The sequence below is a fragment of the Pseudomonas sp. Pseusp11 genome (assembly GCF_047304405.1).
Taxonomy (GTDB): Bacteria; Pseudomonadota; Gammaproteobacteria; order Pseudomonadales; family Pseudomonadaceae; genus Aquipseudomonas.
Window position 1 is genome coordinate 109,215 of record NZ_JBGLZF010000010.1, and the last position, 19,038, is coordinate 128,252.

Here is a 19,038-nt window from a genome sequence, read left to right on the forward strand (position 1 = left end):
CTGTTGTTTTCACACCAGCCTTTCACACCAGCCTAATGAGCAGCAAGACCAACAGCACATTCAATACGGCCAACGAACTCAAGCCCGCAAGCACTCCGCCGGCGCCCCAGGTCTGCAATAGGTAGCCGCCAGCGAGGGGGGTCAAGGCTTGTCCAATGAGCGAAGGCCGAGCCATGCGCCCCATCAGCAAAACATAATGGGTGGGCGACATAAGGGCCAGCGGCAGCAGGCCTCGAACGATCGCCCGCAAACCATTACCCGCGCCGTAGATCACCAGCCCCACTGCGGTCATTGCCGGCGCCATGGTCACCAGCAACAGACCAACTGCCACGAATACCACGCAGATCAATGTCGTCCAGATTGGATGTCTCTTTCGCGAAAACACTTGCAGAACACGTGAACCGACCTGACTTGGACCCAGCAAGGCGCTCAGTCCGATGGCGGCTGCAAGCGAATAGCCCTGCCCCTGCAACAATGAAATCAGCTGGACAGACATCGCCGTCATGATCACTGCACCCAACGCAAAAATCAGTGTGAGCAGCAAGTAGATCCGCCGGTCGATCGAGAGGCTTTCATCACTCATGGCATGGCTTTTTGCGAGTGACCCCGTGCCCCGCGCCAGTACCCAGAGATAAAGCGGTGCCACGGCAATGATCAATAACACCCCATAAGCCACACACGTCGTGCGCCAGCCAACATGCTCGATAACCAACGCAACCGCTGGCCACGACAGCGTTGTCGCAAACCCTGAAATAAGCGTGATCCCGGTAATCGCACTGCCCGCCCGCTCCCCGTACAGAGAACCTAAAGCGGCGAACAACGCTTCATACAGCCCCAGCGCCATACCGACGCCAATCACTGCCCAAGACAAAAGAAACATCGGCAACGAGGTCGAGCTCGCCATCAGAAACAACCCGATGGCGACGCCCAGGCCGCTACTGGCAAGGATGGGGCGGCCGCCGTAGCGGGCGATAAGTCGGCTGGTCAATGGCGCCAGCATTGCAGAAACCAGAATGCTCAGAGACAGCGCGCCATACACCCATTGGCTGGCCCAGCCGGTCTCTTTCATGATTGGCTCAGCCATGACGGCCATCAGGAAGAACGAACCTCCCCAGACCAGAACTTGCAGCATCCCCAATATAAAAATGCCGAATACGCCAGGCAGTCGCGTTTGATGGTTCAAGACAGTGTCATCAGTGGTGAGAAAAAAGCAGAAGTCGTGAGCAGCTGCGCAACAACGGGTAGGGGCTAATAGATTGGCCGATGGCTCAAAGCATGTGCCCGGCCCAGATTTTGCGATTGACCAGATCGGCTGCAATTTCGATAAAGGCATCCCCGACAAATTTCGCGGCCGGGCTGACGCGCCTGTCCGCGGGAAAGACCAGGACCAATTTACGCATGGGAGCGGGGTCAACCAACGGTGCCGCACTGAGCACGCCCGCTTCGATTTGCGCGTAAATCGAGGCCAACGGCAACGCGGTCAAACCGAAGCCATTGCGGACCAGGTCGATCATCGCGCCAAAGGAGTCGGCTTCAACGCTGGTCTTGAGCTTGATCCCGACTTCACGCGCACAGTTATCCAGAATCACCCGAAGGCCATGTCGGGCGCTGGGCAGTACCAATTGCTGCTCGGCCAGAGACGCGAACGACACCGGCGTATCAAGACGCAGGTTGGCGCTGGAAGGGCCGACCAGCAGCAGGTTTTCCATCATCACCGGTACGATACGCAGCGTGTGCAGGGGTTGCGGATCGTAGGAAATCGCCAGTTCCAACTCGCCACGCTGAACCCAATCCAGCAGGTAGCCGCTGAAGGCCGAGGAAAACCTGATGCCGAGATTCGGATGCGCCTCTTTGATCTTGCGCACCAGAGGGACGGTGACGATTTCCGCGACCGTCGGCGTTGTCCCGATGACCACCGTTCCCCGGAAAGAGGTTTTTCCGCCCACCACCGAGCTTCGGATGGACTCCATCTCTTCCATGATTCGGGTGGCATGGGCCAGCACTTCGCGGCCGGCCTCGGTAATTTCCATGCCTCGCCCATGTCGGTCGAACAGGTAGGTGCCGAGTTCCTTTTCCAGCAACCGGATTTGCCGGCTCAGGGCCGGCTGCGCGATGTGAAGACGATCCGAGGCCTTGCTGAGACTGCCCAGCTCGGCCACATGAATCAGGGTCTTGAGTTGAACGACATCCATTACCAGGCCAGTCAGCATCGGGCTCGGCGCGATATGCGTCGAAAGTGTTGTGAGTGTAATCGCATTTGCGCACCTTGGAATGCCTCGCCAACCGTGTATCGCGAGGCCTCAGGACTGGCGAGTCGGCTGTATCCCCCAGCGCGCCGGGGCTGCATGCCAAGCTATAGAATTCAGGTATATCAGTTAGGCCTGCCTGACGGCTTATTAGCCTCCTGACTCTGCGGTAGCGTGCAATCAACGTCGGCGCCAAAGAGCGTCCGACTCACTACAAGAATAAGATTCGAGGGCTCGCGCCATGATGTTCAATGCTTCGTCTTACCTGACCTGTCCGGTTTCCCCGGGCCACGTACAGCTCGCCATGCTCGTGCATCCTCCCTCCCCTTTCTCTTCAGTAAACCCGGCCATGAACGGGTTCACGCCGCTTCGTTAAACCCGACAACCCATCGAGCCCGTCACGTCGGACACGCATCAGCGTGCTCCTCGTATCGCCTCGCCTTGAAGAAAGGGTGAACAGCATGTCCGCATCAAACACAGACGCCAAAGACCACGCTGGCGAAGCCGCTCCGATGAGAGCGCCGAACCGCGTCAAAGCCATCATGGGTGCCTGCTCGGGCAATCTGGTGGAGTGGTACGACTTTTTCATTTACGCCTACACCGCCATCTATTTTGCCGCTTCGTTTTTCCCCAAGGGGGACACCACCAGCCAGTTATTGTCGACTGCGGGTGTCTTCGCCGTCGGCTTTTTCATGCGCCCGCTCGGCGGCTGGATCTTCGGCTGGATTGCCGACACCCGTGGCCGCAAGGTGTCGATGATTATCTCGGTGTTCATGATGTGCGCCGGCTCACTGCTGATCGCCGTCATGCCCACCTACGCAACCATAGGCGTCGCGGCACCGATTCTGCTCGTGGTGGCCAGGTTGATTCAGGGCCTGTCCGTCGGCGCGGAGTACGGCACCGGTGCCACCTACATCAGCGAAATCGCGACACCGGGTCGCCGCTGTTTCTATGGATCGTTTCAGTACTTCACCATCATTGCCGGGCAGCTGTTGGCCTTGATGACCGTGGTCATTCTCCAGCAAACCCTGACCGGCGAAGAGTTGCGCGAATGGGGCTGGAGGATTCCGTTCTTCATCGGCGCCGTGAGCTCGATCGTGGTGGTGTATCTGCGGCGGGCCATGCATGAAACCGCGACCAAAAAAGACATGAACCGCAAAGATGCCGGCTCTCTGCGCGGCCTGTTCAAACACAAACGGGCAGTCGCGCTGGTGGTGGCGTTCACCATCGGCGGATCGCTGTACTTCTACACCTTCACCACCTACATGCAGAAATTCCTGGTGATCTCCGCAGGCTTCAGCCCGGAAACGGTGAGCTTCATCATGACCGCCGCCTTGGTCGGCTTCATGCTCTGCCAGCCGCTCTTTGGTTTGCTCGCCGACCGTATCGGGATCAAGGCGCACATGCTGATGTTTTCCGGGTTGGCCATGTTGCTGGTGATTCCCCTGCTCTATTCATTGCAGTCGGTCAGCAGCCCGTTTATGGCGTTTCTGCTGGTGTTTGGCGGGCTGGCCATTGCCTCGCTCTACACCCCGATCGCCGGGATCGTCAAAGCCGAACTGTTCCCGCCGGCCGTACGCGCTTTGGGTGTGGGCTTTCCGTATGCCGTCGGCAATGCGGCATTCGGCGGCACTGCCGAGTACGTCGCCTTGTCGCTTCGTTCGCAGGGGATCGAGGAGTATTTCTTTTTCTATGTCGCCGCGGTAGTCACCATCACTTTCATCGCCGCGATGTTGATGCCGAATCTGTCTCGCTACGGGTACATCAGCGGTTCGGGTGAAGTCGAAGAGCGCACCGGGCTCAAGGGTTATTCAAAACCGAGCGCTGCCGGGGTCTGACCAAGAAGTTTGAGCGCCAAAAGTCCTGTGGGAGCGTGCGGTGCGGCGATCCCACAGGTTCTGCGCCCTGTTTTGTTATTGCGCAGTGCTCGCCTGGAAATCGGCGATCTGTTGCCACATCGCGATCGGGTTGGAATACATCGGGAAATGCCCGCACTCCGGAATGGGCGCCAGCCGCACACCTTCAGCCTGGATGTGGGGCAAGTAGGACAATGACGCGTTCTGTTCGCCGTACATGAACATGCGCGGGCATTTCAAACCGAGGAACTTGTCCATCAGGTCGGCGTTATCGGAGAGGTCGACCATCGACTGAAAAATCCCTCGCACCGCACCGGCACGCACCTTGTGCCGCAAGCTCGCGGAATAGAGTGCGCTGGCATACGCCGGGGCGTGTCGGGCGCGTTCGATGAAAGCGGCGAAAAACGCCTCAGGATCGTCGCTCGGATAATCGACTATCTGCCGGCTGAGGAAGCAGTCTTCCGGGGCGATATTGCCCTCGATATCGACAAAGCTGAGCACCCGATCCGGGAGCTGATGGGCCAGCATCAGCGCGGTCAGCCCGCCCATCGAGTGGCCGACCAGATGGAAGCGCTCGATACCGAAATGCGCCAGCACCTGCAGCGCCGTCTGCAACAAAAAGGGAATGGAAATCCTGGAAAGGTCACTGCACTGGCTTTCACCGCAACCCGGTGCGTCGTAAGCAACAAAAGGGTGACCGGCAAACGCGGGCTGCCGCACGATGTCGGCATAGTCCTCTTTGGTCGAACCAAACCCATGCAGGAACACAATCGGCGCCAGCACGCCGTCGCGATGGATAGTGGCCACGTTCAACTGGACACCCTCCACCGTCAGAGGGAGTTGCACGTGAGTGAACGTTTCTGGTGAGGGCACGATGTTGGACTCCTTGAGCGGAAAGGTTGCGCCGAGCCTGGGTTGCCGGCAGCCAGGCTCGCAATTTCAAGGCAATCGAGTGTTCTGTAAATTCCTGATTGAGGAAGGCTTTCATAGGCCAATCCTATCAATCGGTGTTCACACACAATCCCTGGGCCAACTCACGCCTTGGCCCGGAACCGGGCAACGACGTCCTCCACCACCGGATTGGGCCGATCGGCATTCCAGGCCACTGCGGTGGTCACGACATTGAGCTTCTGGCTCAGCGCTCGAAACACAACGTTGTCCGGCGCCAGCTTTTTCAGTGACGCCGGCACCAGTGCGATGCCTTGGCCATAGCTGACAAAGGCAATCTGCGAAGCGACGGAACGCACTTCATGCAGCACCCGAGGGGAAAACCCGCTGGCCCGGCAGGTCGCGATCAGATTGTCGAAGTACACCGGGCTGACCTTGCGGGAAAACATTACCAGCGGCTCGTTGGACAGACTGGACAGACTGATGCGTGTGCGCGAAGCCAAGGGATGATCACTGGGCAGCGCCACCACCAGGCGATCCTCCAGTAGCGGCAGTGAATGGATCGAAGCGCCAAGATCACCGTCCAGCCGGGCGAAGGCCAAATCGATGTCACCAGCCTCCAGCGCCGGGACGGCTTCGACGCTGTCGATCTCGCGCACGGACACGGTGAGGTGCGGGTAATCGTTTTTCAGTTGCTCAATCAGCCCCGGCAACACATCGAACATCGCCGTGGAAATCGCACCAATGGTCAACATCCCCGACTGCCCCGCCACCGCCTCCTCCACGGCGAGTTCCAGGCGCTCCAGTTGGTCGGCGAACTTGCGCACCGCCGGCAGGATCGCGGCGCCAACAGGGGTCAGTTTCGCCCCGCGTCGCGAACGGTCGAACAGCTTGACCTTGAGCGCCTGCTCCAGCACCTGGATCTGCTCGCTCAGCGGTGGCTGGGACATGCCCAGACGCTTGGCCGCGCGGCCGAAATTCTGTTCTTCGGCCACCGCGAGGAACAACCAGAGATGACGAATCAGACGAAAATTGATCATGATTAATCCATAGGTTTAGCGTATCCAACGCTTCTGTGATTCGTAATATACCTATCAAATGCTCTCGCAGACACTGGGCGCCTCCGTCACCACAGGGGCTTTTCCAATGATTAACAAGAGCATGATCCACAAGAGTTTGCTGGATCGCTTGGCGGCGCTGGATACCAACACGGTTTCCGATGCGCTCGACTTCCTCGGCCTGCCGGGTGCCACCGTCGGGCTGCGCCCGTTGTGGAACTGCCCAAGGATCGTCGGCCGCGCCAGTACGGTGCTGCTGGCGCCAAAATCCGACAGTGCGCCCACAGTGCACCTGATTACCCCGGTGGTTGAACAGATCGACAGCGACGATCGCGTGCTGGTGATCGCCGGTGGTATCGAAGGCATCTCCTGCTGGGGTGACATCCTCGCCAACGCAGCGGCCGGCAAGAAAGTGCGCGGCACGGTGATCGACGGTTTCAGTCGTGACATCGACGGTAGCGAAGCCATCGGCTACCCGGTTTACGGCCGTGGCGTGACCATGATCAGCGCGCGCAATCGGGTGGTGCAGATCGATGCTGGCGTGACGATCAACGTCGCCGGCGTCGATGTCAGCGAGAACGACTATGTCATCGCCGATACCTGCGGCACGGTGTTCGTGCCCTCAACCCATATAGAGAAAGTGGTCGACCTTGGCGAGCGTATCGCCCGCCGCCAGGACGGCATGGTCGGGGCGGTCCGCAGCGGTCGCTCGGTAGCCGAAGTGATGCATGACAGCCAATTCGAAGCGATCCACGTGGAGCACGCCTGATGAATATCGAAGACAAAGAACTGGTCGCCTTGTTTGAAGGCCTGGACACCCCGGGCGTCTCCGATGCCCTGGACAAACTCGGCCTGCCCGGCCAATGCCTCGGTGTGGCGCCACTGGACAACTACAGCAAGGTCATCGTCGGTCCGGCGTTCACCGTGCAATACGTCTCGGCCAGCGTACCGCCTGGCACCGTGGGCGATTTCATCGAAGACGTGGCGCCCGGCGACGTGGTGGTCATCGACAACAGCGGTCGCACCGACTGCACCGTCTGGGGCGACATCATGACCCAGTACGCCGGCACCCGGCAGATCGCCGCCACCGTTATCGACGGTGTTTGCCGTGACGTGAACAAGGCGCTGGGCGATGGCTATCCGATCTTCAGCAAGGGCCGCTTCATGCGCACCGGCAAGGACCGCGTACAGGTGCAGTCGGTCAACCAGCCAGTGTCGATCGGCACGGTGCGGGTCTGTGCCCGTGACATTGTGGTCGCCGACGCCAATGGCGTGGTGATCGTGCCTCGCGCGCGCGCGGCGGAAGTGGCGGCGTGTGCCCTTCAGATCGAATCGGTCGAAGCCGACATTCGCGCCCTGATCGCTCAGGGCAAAACCCTTAAAGAAGCCCGGGCCGCCCTGGGTTACCACAGCCTGCAGAGGAAAGCCTGATGAGCACGCTCCCCTTCCCCACGGATTTTCACCAACGGGCAAAAGTACTGGGCAGTTCGACGCTGTATGAAGCGTCCCATCTGCCCTGCGCGGTCGACAGTGCGATCCGCCCGATCTGGGACGGCGCCTTCATCGCCGCCCCCGCCTACCCTCTGGAATGTTCGCCGGGCGACAACCTGGCCCTGCACCTGGCGATGGAACGAGTGCCCCGTGGCAGCGTACTGGTCGTGGGCACGGGTGGTTTCATCGCCGGTTATTGGGGCGAAGTGCTCACCGTGGCAGCCGAGGCGGCTGGCGTGGTCGGTCTGGTGATCGATGGCGGCGTACGCGATATCGCGGCCCTGAAGAAACGCCAGTTCCCGGTGTTTGCCCGGGGTATCTCGGTGAAAGGCACGGTCAAGGCCAGCGCACCGTCGGTGGGGCAACCGTTCAATTTCAACGGTGCCTTGGTGGCTCAGGGCGATCTGGTGGTGGCCGACGATGACGGCGTCATCATCATCCCCAAGGCGGATGCGGCACGCACCCTGGCTGAAGGCGAGGCACGCGCGAACAAGGAAACGCAGATGATGCAGGCGCTGACCGAAGGCCGCTCGACCCTGGAACTGATGAACCTGACCGAGTGGAGAACCCGCGCATGAGCGTTGATATCCAACGACTGAACCAGCGCCTGGCCAGCGCGCAACCTTCCGCGACCTACCGGATCATGGACCGGGTGGCGGAACGCCGGGCACAAGGCGCGAAGATCATTTCGCTGTGCGCTGGCGAGCCCGACTTCGATACGCCCAAGCATGTGCGCGAAGCGGCCATTAATGCCATTGAACACGGCCATACCCGCTACACCCAGGTCGCCGGGGTCCGTTCACTGCGAGAAGCGGTGGCCGCCAAATTCCGCCGCGAGAATGGCCTGGACGTCACCTGGCAAGACACCCTCGTCTGCAACGGCGGCAAACAGGTGATTTACAACGCCCTGGCCGCGACCCTCAACGAGGGCGACCAGGTGATCGTGCCGGCGCCGTACTGGGTCAGTTACCCGGAGATGGTGCAACTGTGCGGTGGTGAAGCGCGGATCGTTACCTGCGACGCCGATACCGGTTTCAAACTGACGCCCACGGCGCTGGCCGCCGCGATCACCCCGCAAACCCGTTGGTTGATCCTCAATTCACCGTCCAATCCCACTGGCGCGGTGTACAGCGAGGCTGAACTTCGCGCTCTGGCGGCGGTGTTGCTGGATCATCCCCATGTACTGATCCTGGCCGATGACATCTATGAACACCTGATCTTCGACGATCAAGCGTTCCACACCCTGGCTCAGGTTGAACCACGGCTGGCTCCACGAACCCTGACCATGAACGGTGTCTCCAAGGCCTACTCCATGACCGGCTGGCGCATCGGTTTTGCCACCGGGCCGCGCTGGCTGCTGGAGGCCATGGAAAAACTCCAGGGCCAGCAGACCTCTGGTGCGAGTTCTGTCTCGCAACAAGCCGCACTCGCCGCGCTGGAAGGGCCGAAAGACTTCATTCGCGAAAGCCGTGTCGCGTTCCAGAGTCGTCGCGATCTGATGGTGGCGCTGCTCAACGACACCCCAGGTCTTGAATGCGTGAGTCCGGCCGGAGCCTTTTACGCATTTGCCTCCTGTGCCGGCTTGATCGGCCGTACCTCGGCGGGCGGTCGAGTGCTGCACACCGACGAAGATGTGGCCCATGCGCTGCTCGACGAAGCAGATGTGGCCGTGGTGCATGGCAGCGCTTTTGGCCTTGGCCCCTATATTCGCATTGCCTATGCTCTGGATGACGCTTCATTGTGTCAGGCTTGCGAGGCCATCCGGGCGTTCTGTAGCGCCCTGCGTTAACCCGTAGGTGAAGAACGTGCAACATTTCGCACTCGATTACACTTGCAGCGATCGGCAGATTCCCGCTGAGAATGGCGGCTTCGAGGCTTCTAGATGAATATGATCGAGGCGATGGAGATATTCGTTGCTGTTGTTGAGCAACGTAGCTACACGCGCGCAGCGGAAGCTCTCCAGTTGCACCGCCCTGCACTCTCGAAGGCTATCCAGAACCTTGAGAGTGAGTTGAACGTCCAGCTGCTTCATAGAACCACTCGACGGGTCAACGTCACTCCGGAGGGTGAGGAGTTTTACAACCGATGTAAGCAATTGTTGGGCGATCTTGCAGATACCTTCGACTGGTTTTCGCCCACACGCCCACCGCGAGGCAAGCTACGGGTGGACGTTCCTGTCGTACTGGCAAAAGCGATCATCATTCCTGCGCTTCCCGGATTTCGAGACCTCTACCCACAAGTCGAACTGACGCTGGGATCGACTGATCATCAAATTGATCTCATTGCTGAGGGCATAGATTGCGCCGTCCGCCTGGGCGAGCTGGACGACTCGAGTTTGATAGCGCGCCGTATCGGGTTGGTGCCTATGGTGACCTGTGCCGCGCCTTCTTATCTTGAGCGATTCGGTACGCCTAAATCCCTGGATGAACTGGATAGCCACCTGGCAGTCAACTTCCTCATTGAGCATCGACGCAAGATCATGCCGTGGAAATTTCAGGATGGAGATGGCGTCATTTCCGTCAAAGTCCAAAGCGGGATCGTGGTCGACGACTCCGAAGCTTTTCTCTCTTGCGGCCTGGCCGGGCTCGGATTGCTTCAAGGATTGCGGCCCTCGCTACAGAGGCATATCGACTCGGGAGAACTGATTGAAGTCCTTCCGCAACTGCGTACAGTCGCAAAGCCCGTATCAATGCTCCTGACCGACCGTCGTCACCTTTCACCAAAAGTTCGTGTGTTCATGGAGTGGTTGATGGAACTGTTCTCCGAGGCAGGTCTTAAGTGAGAGCGATTGGTAACGACACAGTACTAATCAAGTTCTAATCGGGCCGTTTATCCCCCATTCAGCAAGGCCTAAATTGCTCCTCGAATCAGGGCGAACACTCAGTTCGTCCCCACTGTATTTTTCAATCTGTCTATTCGAGGACTCGCCATGGATATGCAACTTGCTGGAAAAACTGCTTTGGTAACCGGTGCTAGCCAAGGGCTCGGACGAGCCATTGTCAAAAGCCTGGCCGCTGAAGGTGTGAAGGTATTTGCTACTGCGCGAAACGAAGAGCTGTTGGTCAGTTTGGCAGGCGAAATCACCGATGCGGGTGGTATAGCACCGATCACGTTCGTTCAGGATTTTGTCGCAGCTGACGGCCCAGAAAGAATTGCAAGTGCTGCTCTGGCCGCTATGGGTCACATCGACATCCTGGTCAACAACGCGGGCGGCAGCCGTCCGATGGACATTGATGCTCCTGAAGAACAATGGATCGAAGGCATGACGCTGAACTTTGACCGTCATCGTCAGCTGACCCAAAAACTGTTGCCAAACTTCCTTCAGCGTAAGTCCGGAGCAATCATCAGCCTCTCCGGCAATCTTGAGCCGGAAGTCGTCAACGCGGCAATGGTGGCTAAAGCCGGTATCGTCGTATGGTCAAAAGGTCTTTCTGAACAGCTTGGCCAGCACGGTATCACGGTGAACTGTGTACAGCCTGGGCTGATCGATACGGCTCAGATCCGCCGTCTGTATCCGGGCGAAGAGCGTAAAAAATTCGCCGACCGAGAGATTGCACTGCGTGACTTTGGCCAGCCTGAAGATGTGGCTAACGCAGTGACCTTCCTTGCTTCCCCTCGCGCAAGCTACATCACCGGCACTGTATTGCTGGTGGATGGCGGTATGCGTCGCTACTCGTTCTAACTCACCCGCCTCAGGGCTCGGGCCACCGCCACGATCGGATGGTTCCCTGCCCTTGAGCAGAAGGAGAAATGCAGATGAAAACGGCTCTTCACGTTGGCGCTCCCACAAATCGATCAACGCATTGCGACCTGCGTGTAATCCACGACCTGTGCGTAATGGCGCATTCGGGCCCTCCAGTGGTCCGTAAAAGGCGCTCTCGTGGATGGGAAAGCTCCCGGATAGCCCTCTAGTGGTGCAATCAATCCGAAGGCAAGCGCACCCGGTCGAAAAACTTTGGCCATTCGGCCACGCTTTTTCATCAATAAAAGTGATCTGTTGAGCGGAATATTTGTCGCTTTTTTTGCAGATTCACACTCATTACTTTGGCCGGACAACACCGACAAAAACAAGGTCCACCCCATGTCTATGCCTGAAGTCATAAAACCTGCTGTGCGCAGCAATTACCGCTGGGTGGTTGCGGCCCTGATTTTTCTGATTTACACCATCGCAGCCGCCGACCGGGCCAACCTGGGTGTCGCGCTGCCGTTTATTCGTAAAGAGTTTGAAATGAGCAATGCCGAGGCCGGTGGCTTGATGAGCCTGTTTCTGCTGGCCTATGCCCTGGCACAAATCCCTTCCGGGTTTGCCTTCGGCCGTTTCGGCGTCAGCAGGATCCTGCCTGGCGCCATGGTGCTGACCTCATTGCTGACCGGCCTGGTGGGTACTGCCAGCTCACTGTTGGCATTGAAACTGTATCGCCTGGGACTTGGCGTCGCTGAGGGCCCACTGCCGATCAGCATGACCACGACCATCAACAACTGGTTTCCAGCGCGGGAAAAAGGCACCGCGTCAGGGATATTTCTGTCCGCCGTCAAGTTCGGGCCAGTGATCGTGCCACCGCTCTGTGCAGTGATCATTTCGGTATGGGGCTGGCGAGAGATCTTCTACTTTTTCGCCCTGCCCGGCATCGTACTGGCGGTGATCTGGTACTTCATGGTCACCGATCACCCTTCCCGGAGCCGGTTCGTCAACGCAGCCGAGCTCAACCACATCATCGAAGAAACCGGCAGTACTGAGGCTACTCAGCAAGCCCGCCCACGGAAGATTCCAGCCTGGGTGGGCAAACTTGATCGAGTCATACGTGCCCGCCATGAAACGCCCCTGGAAACCAACCGGCAGGTGTTCAAGTCCTGGAATATCTGGGGCTGCGCCACCAGTTATTGTTTCCAACTGGGCGTATCGAGCGTACTGCTGGCCTGGATTCCGACCTACCTGATGACGGTCAAACAGTTCTCGATCATGAACATGGGGCTGGTGTCGGCTGCGCCATGGGTGGGCGCCGTGCTCGGCAACCTGTTGGGTGGTTTCTGCTCGGACCGGCTAATGGGCGGGCGGCGCAAACCCGGCATGCTGCTGTCTGCGCTCGGCACGTCGCTGATGATGTATCTGCTGATCAATTCGCCCGCCGAACCCCTGCCCTATGGCTTGTTGCTGATGCTGACCGGCGTTGTGCTGAGCCTGGGCTTCTCCTCCTACATGGTTTACCCAATGGGCCTGACCACCAAAAAGACGTTCCCCATCTCCAACGCCATCGTGAACATGGTCGGTCAGTTGGGCGCGGCGGCCACCCCCTTCATTACCGGGCTGCTGCTGGACAACTATGGCTGGAACTATGTGTTCGCCTGGCTGGCAGTCGGCTCATTTATCAGCTTCATCCTCTTGCTGACCATTTCCGAGCCTCGGGCGAGATTGAACGCCCCGGTTTGAAGTGCATTGCGAACAAAGCCCAGCCGCTCATGTGAGCGGCTTTTGTCTGAACGATTCTGTCATCACTGCGAGGTGTTACACATGTCCCCCCAAGACAAAGAATTGGTGCCCTGTTTGAAGGCCTGGATACGCCGGGTGTGTCCGATGCCCTGGATAAACTGGGCCTGCCTGGCCAGTGCCTGGGCATCATGCCACTGGATAACTATCGGCAAGTGGTGGTCGGGCCGGCCTTCACCGTGCGCTACGTCACCGCCAGTTGCCCGCCGGGAACGGTCGGAGATTTCATCGACGATGTGGCCGAAGGCGACGTGGTGGTGATCGACAACGACGGGCGCACCGATTGCACCGTCTGGGGCGACATCATGACCCAATATGCCGGGAGCCAACGGATTGCAGCGACCGTTATCGACGGTGTCTGCCGAGATGTCAGCAAGGCACTCGGTGATGGCTATCCACTGTTCAGCAAAGGCCGGTTCATGCGTACCGGGAAAGATCGGGTCGAAGTAGCGTCGGTCAATCAGCCGGTGTCCATCGGCCAGGCCCGCGTGTGCGCCAGAGACATTGTGGTCGCCGATGCCAACGGCGTGGTCATCGTGCCTCGGGAGCGTGCCAGTGAAGTGGCCGCCTGCGCCCGCTCGATCGAAGCAGTGGAAGCCCGTATCCGCGCCCTGATCGCTGAAGGCAAATCCCTCAGGGAAGCCAGGTCAGAGCTGGGTTACCACACCCTCCAACGCAAGTCCTGATCACGAGAAAGGGCGAGCACCCACCTCTGTGAATGCTCACCCTTTGATCTTGAAGATGCACCGATAACAGGTCAGACCGTCAGCGGTTTTTCTCCTGTATCACCCTGAACATCCAGCGCAGTTGCATGACGCTCGGCCTCATCCTCACTCACCAACTCGCCCTCCCATTTGGCCACCACCGCGGTTGCGATGGAATTGCCCACCGCGTTGGTCGCCGAGCGGCCCATGTCCAGAAAGGTATCGATCCCTAGAATCAGCAGCAGACCGGCTTCGGGGATATCGAACTGAGTTAGGGTCGCTGCAATGACCACCAGCGAAGCACGCGGCACGCCGGCCATGCCTTTGGAGGTCAGCATCAGCGTCAACAGCATGGTGATCTGCGTACCGATAGACATCTCGATGCCATACGCCTGAGCGATGAACAGCACGGCAAAGGTGCAGTACATCATCGAGCCATCCAGATTGAAGGAATAGCCCATGGGCATGACGAAACTGGAGATTCTGCGTTTGACTCCAAAACGATCCAGCGCGTGAAGAATCTTCGGGTAAGCCGACTCGGAACTGGCAGTGGCAAAAGACAGAAGGAACGCTTCTCTGATCAACACCACCAGTTTGAACACACGCCGTCCGAGGAACATCCAGCCGGCAAACACCAACATGCCCCAGAGCACGATCAGCCCGAGATAGAAGTCGCGCATGAACACGGCGAACTTGACCAGAATGGACAGGCCATTGATTGCAACGGTCGCTGCCATGGCCGCCATCACCGCCAGTGGTGCAAGCTTCATCACATAACCGGTGACCTTCAACATTGCGTGGGACAGGTCTTCGATGACATTCACCAGGCCGGCGGCTTTCTTGCCCAAGGAGGCCAACGCGACGCCGAAAAATATCGAGAACACCACGATTTGCAGAATTTCGTTGGTGGCCATGGCCTCCGCGAAGGATTTGGGCACCAGATGGGTCATGAAATCCTTGAGGGTAAATACCGACGTTTGCAAGTTGGTCGTACTGGTCACGTCTGGCAGCGGCAATCCCAGGTTGTGCCCGGGCTGCAACATGTTCGCCATGACCAACCCCACCGACAGCGAGATCAATGAGGCTGTCACGAACCAGCCCAGTGCCTTGCCGAATACCCGGCCGATAGCGCTTGCATCCCCCATATGAGCGATGCCCACCACCAGGGTCGAGAACACCAGAGGAGCGATGAGCATTTTGATCAGGCGTAGAAAAATGTCAGAGATGATCGAGATATAACCGGCGATCCTGGTCGCCATCGCTTTGTCCGGGAAGTTCAGGAAAATCATGTAACCGATAAGAACCCCCAATAGCATGGCGATCAGAATGCCTGCCGCAGCCGGTAGCCTGTTTTTCATTAGGTGTAACCCCTTCTTATTGTTGTTGCGTCGGTTACGCGCTGTAACCCCGTAGCCGGAAAACTACCCTAGCCCCACCTCCTCAATAAGAGCGGATCACGCTCTAGCTGATATGCCCGAATGCTATGGCCCGGCGCCCAGGCTCGGCACCTTTGCGCAAGGCTGCTGCTCGGTTTTGCTCTTCCCATAATGTGTGGTTATCGCCGTTCCCTGCTGCGCCACGCACTCACCTCCAAGCTATACAAAACAGGCATATCTCAAAGACAAAAACGGTAGTCGTCGGCAGCAATCAGCACTCCCAGAATGTGTGAAAACACAAAAGCAGCACTGCTTGGGAGACTGGCATGTCAACAGAAGCTGAACAAACCGTAGGACAGGATTGGCAGGAGGACGTGTTCCGCGTGCTCAAGGCCCACGACGTCAAACATGTGGTCTTCGTACCGGATGCAGGCCACTCGGCGGCCATCCGCATGTCGTATGCCGACCCGGACATCAAGGCCGTCGTCCTCACCACCGAAGAAGAAGGTATCGGCTACCTCGCCGGCGCCTGGCTGGGCGGTGAACGCGGTGCCCTGTTGATGCAGTCCAGCGGTGTCGGTAACTGCATCAACACCCTCGCGCTCCAAGTCTGCGCTGGTTTCCCACTGTTGATGGTGGTGACCATGCGCGGTGACTGGGCCGAGTTCAACGCGTGGCAGAACCCGATGGGCCAGGCCACCGAAGCCTCCCTGAACCTGATGAAAGTCATGACCTGGCGCGCGGACGTTCCCGAAGACGTCGCCCCGCTGCTACACGGTGCCGCGACCATGGCCTTCAACGGTGATTCGTCCACTGCCCTGCTGCTCGGCCAGCGCCTGATTGGAGAAAAGAAATGGGTCAAGTAAGCGCCAACCACACCCTGTGCCGCCGCGAAGTGGTCAAGGCCTTGCTGGCCGACCGTAAAGACGTACTGGTCGTGACCGGCCTGGGCTCAGCGTCCTATGACGTCATGGCCGCCGGCGACCATGATCTGAATTACTACCTCTGGGCTGCCATGGGCAGCGCCATCACGGTCGGCCTGGGCCTGGCGAATGCCCAGCCGGATAAGTCAGTGGTGGTGGTCACCGGCGACGGCGAGTTGCTCATGGGCTTCGGCGCACTGGCCACCGTCGCGCTGCAAAAACCCGCCAACCTGACCATCGCCGTGCTGGATAACGGTCACTTTGGCGAAACCGGCATGCAAGTCAGCCACGCGGGTTTCGGTATTTCCCTGGACCAGGTGGCGAAGACCTGCGGCTTCAGCTGGACCGACGAAATTCGCGACATGCAAGGCGTGCACGACCTGCGCGAGCGCTTCGCCACCCGCGACGGCGTCAAGCTCGCAACGATCAAGATCAAAGCGGAAAACCCGCCACGGGTGCTGCCACCGCGTGATGGTCACTACATCAAAAATCGCTTTCGTGCTGCGCTGGGTTTCAACCCGATCTGATTGCGCCCTACCCGGACCGAGTCACGCCGGGCTGATGCCAGGCGTGGCACGTTGAGGAGAATAATAATGACTGATCACAACGCTGAAGAACTCAATGCCATCCGCGAGGGCGTACGCGCTCTTTGCGCAGAATTCGATGCCGCTTACTGGCGCAAAATCGACGAAGAAAAAGGCTTTCCGGAAACCTTCGTCAAGGCCCTGACCGATGCCGGCTGGTTGGCGGCAATGATTCCGGTTGAATACGGCGGCTCCGGCCTGGGGCTGGCCGAGGCCTCGGTGATCCTCGAAGAAGTGAACCGCTGCGGCGGCAACTCCGGGACCGTGCACGGGCAGATGTACAACATGTTCACCCTGCTGCGACACGGCAGCGAGGCGCAGAAAAGTTACTACCTGCCGAAGCTGGCCAACGGTGAATTGCGCCTGCAATCGATGGGCGTGACCGAGCCCACCACCGGTACCGACACCACCAAGATCAAGACCACCGCCGTACGTAAAGGCGACAAGTACGTGATCAACGGGCAGAAGGTGTGGATCTCGCGGATCCAGCATTCCGACCTGATGATCCTGCTGGCGCGCACCACGCCGTTGGCCGACGTGAAGAAAAAGTCCGAAGGCATGTCGATCTTCCTCGTCGACCTGCGTGAAGCCATCGGCAACGGCATGACCGTGCAACCCATCGCGAACATGGTCAACCACGAGACCAACGAGTTGTTCTTCGACAACCTGGAAATCCCCGCTGACAGCCTGATTGGCGAAGAAGGCAAAGGCTTCCGGTACATCCTCGACGGACTGAATGCCGAACGCACCCTGATCGCCGCCGAGTGCATCGGTGACGGTCGCTGGTTTATCGAAAAGGCCAGTGCCTATGCCCGCGACCGCGTGGTGTTCGGGCGCCCGATCGGGCAGAACCAGGGCGTGCAGTTCCCGATCGCCGAAGCCCACATCGAAATCGAAGCGGCCGACCTGATGCGCTGGCGTGCCTGCGAGGAATACGACAGCGGCCTCAACGCCGGGGCCAGCGCCAACATGGCCAAGTACCTGGCGGCCAAGGCGTCCTGGGAGGCCGCGAATGCTTGCCTGCAAACCCACGGCGGATTTGGCTTTGCCTGCGAATACGACGTCGAGCGCAAGTTCCGCGAAACCCGTCTGTATCAGGTCGCCCCCATCTCCACCAACCTGATCCTGTCGTACGTTGCCGAACACCTGCTCGAACTGCCGCGCTCTTTCTAATAACAAGAGAGATAAACATCATGAGCCAGCCCAAAGGCATCCGCCCGCTCGATGGCGTGACCGTCGTCAGCCTTGAGCACGCTATTGCAGCGCCCTTCTGCACACGCCAATTGGCCGACCTCGGCGCCCGGGTAATCAAGGTCGAACGTCCAGGCACAGGTGATTTCGCCCGGGGCTACGACCAACGCGTCAACGGCCTGGCTTCGCACTTCGTCTGGACCAACCGCTCGAAAGAAAGCCTGACCCTCGACCTGAAGCAGAACTCGGCCACCGAGGTGCTGGACAGTTTGCTCGCCACTGCCGACGTGCTCGTGCAGAACCTGGCGCCCGGTGCCGCTGCGCGGATGGGATTGTCATTTGAGGCGTTGCACCAGCGCTTTCCGCGCCTGATTGTCTGTGACATTTCAGGCTATGGCGTCGGTGGTCCCTACGAGAAGAAGAAAGCCTACGACCTGTTGATCCAGAGTGAAGGCGGCTTTCTGTCGGTCACCGGCAGCCCGGGCGAGGACGAAATGGCCAAGGCCGGTTGCTCCATCGCCGACATCGCGGCCGGCATGTACGCCTACACCGGGATTCTGTCCGCGCTGCTGTTGCGCGAACGGACCGGCGAAGGCAGCCACCTCGATGTGTCGATGCTCGAAAGCCTGGTCGAATGGATGAACTACCCGCTGTACTACGCCTACGACGGTGCGCCTCCACCCCCTCGCGCCGGTGCAGCGCACGCCACCATTTACCCCTATGGCCCCTTCCCCATCGGTGACGGCACCACCGTGATGCTGGGTTTGCAGAACGAGCGTGAATGGCAGCTGTTTTGCGAGAAGGTGCTGCTTGCCCCCGAACTGGCAAAAGACCCGCGTTTCTCGGCCAACTTCAAACGCGTCGAGAACCGCAACGCCCTACGGGAACTGATCATCGAATCGTTCTCCACGCTCAACTTCGATGCGGTGATCGATCGCCTCGACCATGCGCAAATTGCCAACGCCCGGGTGAATGACATGCAAGGTGTCTGGGACCACCCGCAACTTCAGGCCCGTGACCGTTGGCGAGCCGTTGAAACCTCCGCCGGCCCCATTCCAAGTCTGATCCCGCCCGGCAGCAACAGCGCGTTCGAGCCACGCATGGATGCCGTACCGGGTCTTGGTCAACACACCGAACAGCTGCTCAGGGAACTGGGGCTGGGCGCGGAGCGCATTGAAGAAATGCGCGCCGCCGGGGCCATCTGACTGCAACGATCAAAGATTTTCGAGAGAACAC

General features: G+C 59.2%; 18 protein-coding genes. 13 read left to right on the plus strand and 5 right to left on the minus strand.

The window, feature by feature from the left end:
• Nucleotides 1-22: 22 nt before the first annotated feature.
• Entirely contained in the window at nucleotides 23-1,132 is a 1,110-nt protein-coding gene (locus tag ACCC96_RS10700; RefSeq protein WP_413695819.1) for an MFS transporter, read from the minus strand.
• A gap of 136 nt (nucleotides 1,133-1,268) precedes the next feature.
• Nucleotides 1,269-2,210, minus strand: a complete 942-nt coding sequence (locus ACCC96_RS10705) for a LysR substrate-binding domain-containing protein (RefSeq protein WP_413695784.1) — start codon at nucleotides 2,208-2,210, stop codon at nucleotides 1,269-1,271.
• A 497-nt stretch (nucleotides 2,211-2,707) separates the two neighbouring features.
• On the opposite strand from ACCC96_RS10705, the gene ACCC96_RS10710 reads away from it, so the two are divergent.
• On the plus strand, nucleotides 2,708-4,084 hold the full coding sequence (locus ACCC96_RS10710; RefSeq protein ID WP_413695785.1) for an MFS family transporter: 1,377 nt from the start codon (nucleotides 2,708-2,710) through the stop codon (nucleotides 4,082-4,084).
• A gap of 75 nt (nucleotides 4,085-4,159) precedes the next feature.
• Here ACCC96_RS10710 and ACCC96_RS10715 read toward each other — a convergent pair whose 3' ends face one another.
• Together ACCC96_RS10715 and ACCC96_RS10720 are read right to left on the minus strand one after the other, a co-directional pair.
• Nucleotides 4,160-4,975 (minus strand): alpha/beta fold hydrolase, encoded by an 816-nt coding sequence (locus tag ACCC96_RS10715; RefSeq protein ID WP_413695786.1) that lies wholly within the window; start codon nucleotides 4,973-4,975, stop codon nucleotides 4,160-4,162.
• Between the two features lie 161 nt (nucleotides 4,976-5,136).
• Nucleotides 5,137-6,030: a LysR family transcriptional regulator gene (locus ACCC96_RS10720; protein ID WP_258672962.1), complete on the minus strand. Its 894-nt coding sequence runs from the start codon at nucleotides 6,028-6,030 to the stop codon at nucleotides 5,137-5,139.
• A gap of 121 nt (nucleotides 6,031-6,151) precedes the next feature.
• Between ACCC96_RS10720 and ACCC96_RS10725 the strand changes: the two genes are divergently transcribed.
• From ACCC96_RS10725 to ACCC96_RS10760, 8 genes are all read left to right on the plus strand, one after another.
• Entirely contained in the window at nucleotides 6,152-6,817 is a 666-nt protein-coding gene (locus tag ACCC96_RS10725) for an RraA family protein (protein ID WP_413695820.1), read from the plus strand.
• On the plus strand, nucleotides 6,817-7,479 hold the full coding sequence (locus ACCC96_RS10730) for an RraA family protein (RefSeq protein ID WP_413695787.1): 663 nt from the start codon (nucleotides 6,817-6,819) through the stop codon (nucleotides 7,477-7,479). Before ACCC96_RS10725 ends, ACCC96_RS10730 begins: the two co-directional genes overlap by 1 nt.
• Nucleotides 7,479-8,117: an RraA family protein gene (locus ACCC96_RS10735; protein WP_413695788.1), complete on the plus strand. Its 639-nt coding sequence runs from the start codon at nucleotides 7,479-7,481 to the stop codon at nucleotides 8,115-8,117. Before ACCC96_RS10730 ends, ACCC96_RS10735 begins: the two co-directional genes overlap by 1 nt.
• A complete protein-coding gene (locus ACCC96_RS10740; RefSeq protein WP_413695789.1) occupies nucleotides 8,114-9,328 on the plus strand; it encodes a pyridoxal phosphate-dependent aminotransferase in 1,215 nt (404 codons plus the stop codon). Before ACCC96_RS10735 ends, ACCC96_RS10740 begins: the two co-directional genes overlap by 4 nt.
• A gap of 93 nt (nucleotides 9,329-9,421) precedes the next feature.
• Entirely contained in the window at nucleotides 9,422-10,321 is a 900-nt protein-coding gene (locus ACCC96_RS10745; protein ID WP_413695790.1) for a LysR family transcriptional regulator, read from the plus strand.
• A gap of 147 nt (nucleotides 10,322-10,468) precedes the next feature.
• Complete coding sequence (locus ACCC96_RS10750; protein ID WP_019649584.1) at nucleotides 10,469-11,221, plus strand: SDR family oxidoreductase; 753 nt, start codon at nucleotides 10,469-10,471, stop codon at nucleotides 11,219-11,221.
• 399 nt (nucleotides 11,222-11,620) lie between these two features.
• Nucleotides 11,621-12,967 (plus strand): MFS transporter, encoded by a 1,347-nt coding sequence (locus tag ACCC96_RS10755; RefSeq protein WP_019649585.1) that lies wholly within the window; start codon nucleotides 11,621-11,623, stop codon nucleotides 12,965-12,967.
• A 137-nt stretch (nucleotides 12,968-13,104) separates the two neighbouring features.
• Nucleotides 13,105-13,710 carry an RraA family protein gene (locus ACCC96_RS10760; protein ID WP_413695791.1) on the plus strand — a complete coding sequence of 202 codons (606 nt, stop codon included), beginning with the start codon at nucleotides 13,105-13,107 and terminating at the stop codon, nucleotides 13,708-13,710.
• Nucleotides 13,711-13,781: 71 nt separating this feature from the next.
• Here the strand turns inward: ACCC96_RS10760 and ACCC96_RS10765 are convergent, their stop codons facing one another.
• Entirely contained in the window at nucleotides 13,782-15,086 is a 1,305-nt protein-coding gene (locus ACCC96_RS10765) for a dicarboxylate/amino acid:cation symporter (protein ID WP_258672956.1), read from the minus strand.
• 344 nt (nucleotides 15,087-15,430) lie between these two features.
• Between ACCC96_RS10765 and ACCC96_RS10770 the strand changes: the two genes are divergently transcribed.
• From ACCC96_RS10770 to ACCC96_RS10785, 4 genes are all read left to right on the plus strand, one after another.
• A complete protein-coding gene (locus ACCC96_RS10770) occupies nucleotides 15,431-15,970 on the plus strand; it encodes a thiamine pyrophosphate-binding protein (RefSeq protein ID WP_018928360.1) in 540 nt (179 codons plus the stop codon).
• Complete coding sequence (locus tag ACCC96_RS10775) at nucleotides 15,958-16,554, plus strand: thiamine pyrophosphate-dependent enzyme (protein ID WP_019581903.1); 597 nt, start codon at nucleotides 15,958-15,960, stop codon at nucleotides 16,552-16,554. Before ACCC96_RS10770 ends, ACCC96_RS10775 begins: the two co-directional genes overlap by 13 nt.
• 66 nt (nucleotides 16,555-16,620) lie before the next feature.
• Entirely contained in the window at nucleotides 16,621-17,784 is a 1,164-nt protein-coding gene (locus ACCC96_RS10780) for an acyl-CoA dehydrogenase family protein (protein WP_413695792.1), read from the plus strand.
• Between the two features lie 20 nt (nucleotides 17,785-17,804).
• On the plus strand, nucleotides 17,805-19,007 hold the full coding sequence (locus tag ACCC96_RS10785) for a CaiB/BaiF CoA transferase family protein (protein ID WP_413695793.1): 1,203 nt from the start codon (nucleotides 17,805-17,807) through the stop codon (nucleotides 19,005-19,007).
• Nucleotides 19,008-19,038: the final 31 nt, after the last annotated feature.

Coding starts and splice junctions, on each gene's coding strand:
- ACCC96_RS10700 (WP_413695819.1), bottom strand. CDS start 1,132: ATGCTGCAAGTTCTGGTCTGGGGAGGTTCGTTCTTCCTGATGGCCGTC.
- ACCC96_RS10705 (WP_413695784.1), bottom strand. CDS start 2,210: ATGCTGACTGGCCTGGTAATGGATGTCGTTCAACTCAAGACCCTGATT.
- ACCC96_RS10710 (WP_413695785.1), top strand. CDS start 2,708: ATGTCCGCATCAAACACAGACGCCAAAGACCACGCTGGCGAAGCCGCT.
- ACCC96_RS10720 (WP_258672962.1), bottom strand. CDS start 6,030: ATGATCAATTTTCGTCTGATTCGTCATCTCTGGTTGTTCCTCGCGGTG.
- ACCC96_RS10725 (WP_413695820.1), top strand. CDS start 6,152: ATGATCCACAAGAGTTTGCTGGATCGCTTGGCGGCGCTGGATACCAAC.
- ACCC96_RS10730 (WP_413695787.1), top strand. CDS start 6,817: ATGAATATCGAAGACAAAGAACTGGTCGCCTTGTTTGAAGGCCTGGAC.
- ACCC96_RS10735 (WP_413695788.1), top strand. CDS start 7,479: ATGAGCACGCTCCCCTTCCCCACGGATTTTCACCAACGGGCAAAAGTA.
- ACCC96_RS10740 (WP_413695789.1), top strand. CDS start 8,114: ATGAGCGTTGATATCCAACGACTGAACCAGCGCCTGGCCAGCGCGCAA.
- ACCC96_RS10745 (WP_413695790.1), top strand. CDS start 9,422: ATGAATATGATCGAGGCGATGGAGATATTCGTTGCTGTTGTTGAGCAA.
- ACCC96_RS10750 (WP_019649584.1), top strand. CDS start 10,469: ATGGATATGCAACTTGCTGGAAAAACTGCTTTGGTAACCGGTGCTAGC.
- ACCC96_RS10755 (WP_019649585.1), top strand. CDS start 11,621: ATGTCTATGCCTGAAGTCATAAAACCTGCTGTGCGCAGCAATTACCGC.
- ACCC96_RS10765 (WP_258672956.1), bottom strand. CDS start 15,086: ATGAAAAACAGGCTACCGGCTGCGGCAGGCATTCTGATCGCCATGCTA.
- ACCC96_RS10770 (WP_018928360.1), top strand. CDS start 15,431: ATGTCAACAGAAGCTGAACAAACCGTAGGACAGGATTGGCAGGAGGAC.
- ACCC96_RS10775 (WP_019581903.1), top strand. CDS start 15,958: ATGGGTCAAGTAAGCGCCAACCACACCCTGTGCCGCCGCGAAGTGGTC.
- ACCC96_RS10780 (WP_413695792.1), top strand. CDS start 16,621: ATGACTGATCACAACGCTGAAGAACTCAATGCCATCCGCGAGGGCGTA.
- ACCC96_RS10785 (WP_413695793.1), top strand. CDS start 17,805: ATGAGCCAGCCCAAAGGCATCCGCCCGCTCGATGGCGTGACCGTCGTC.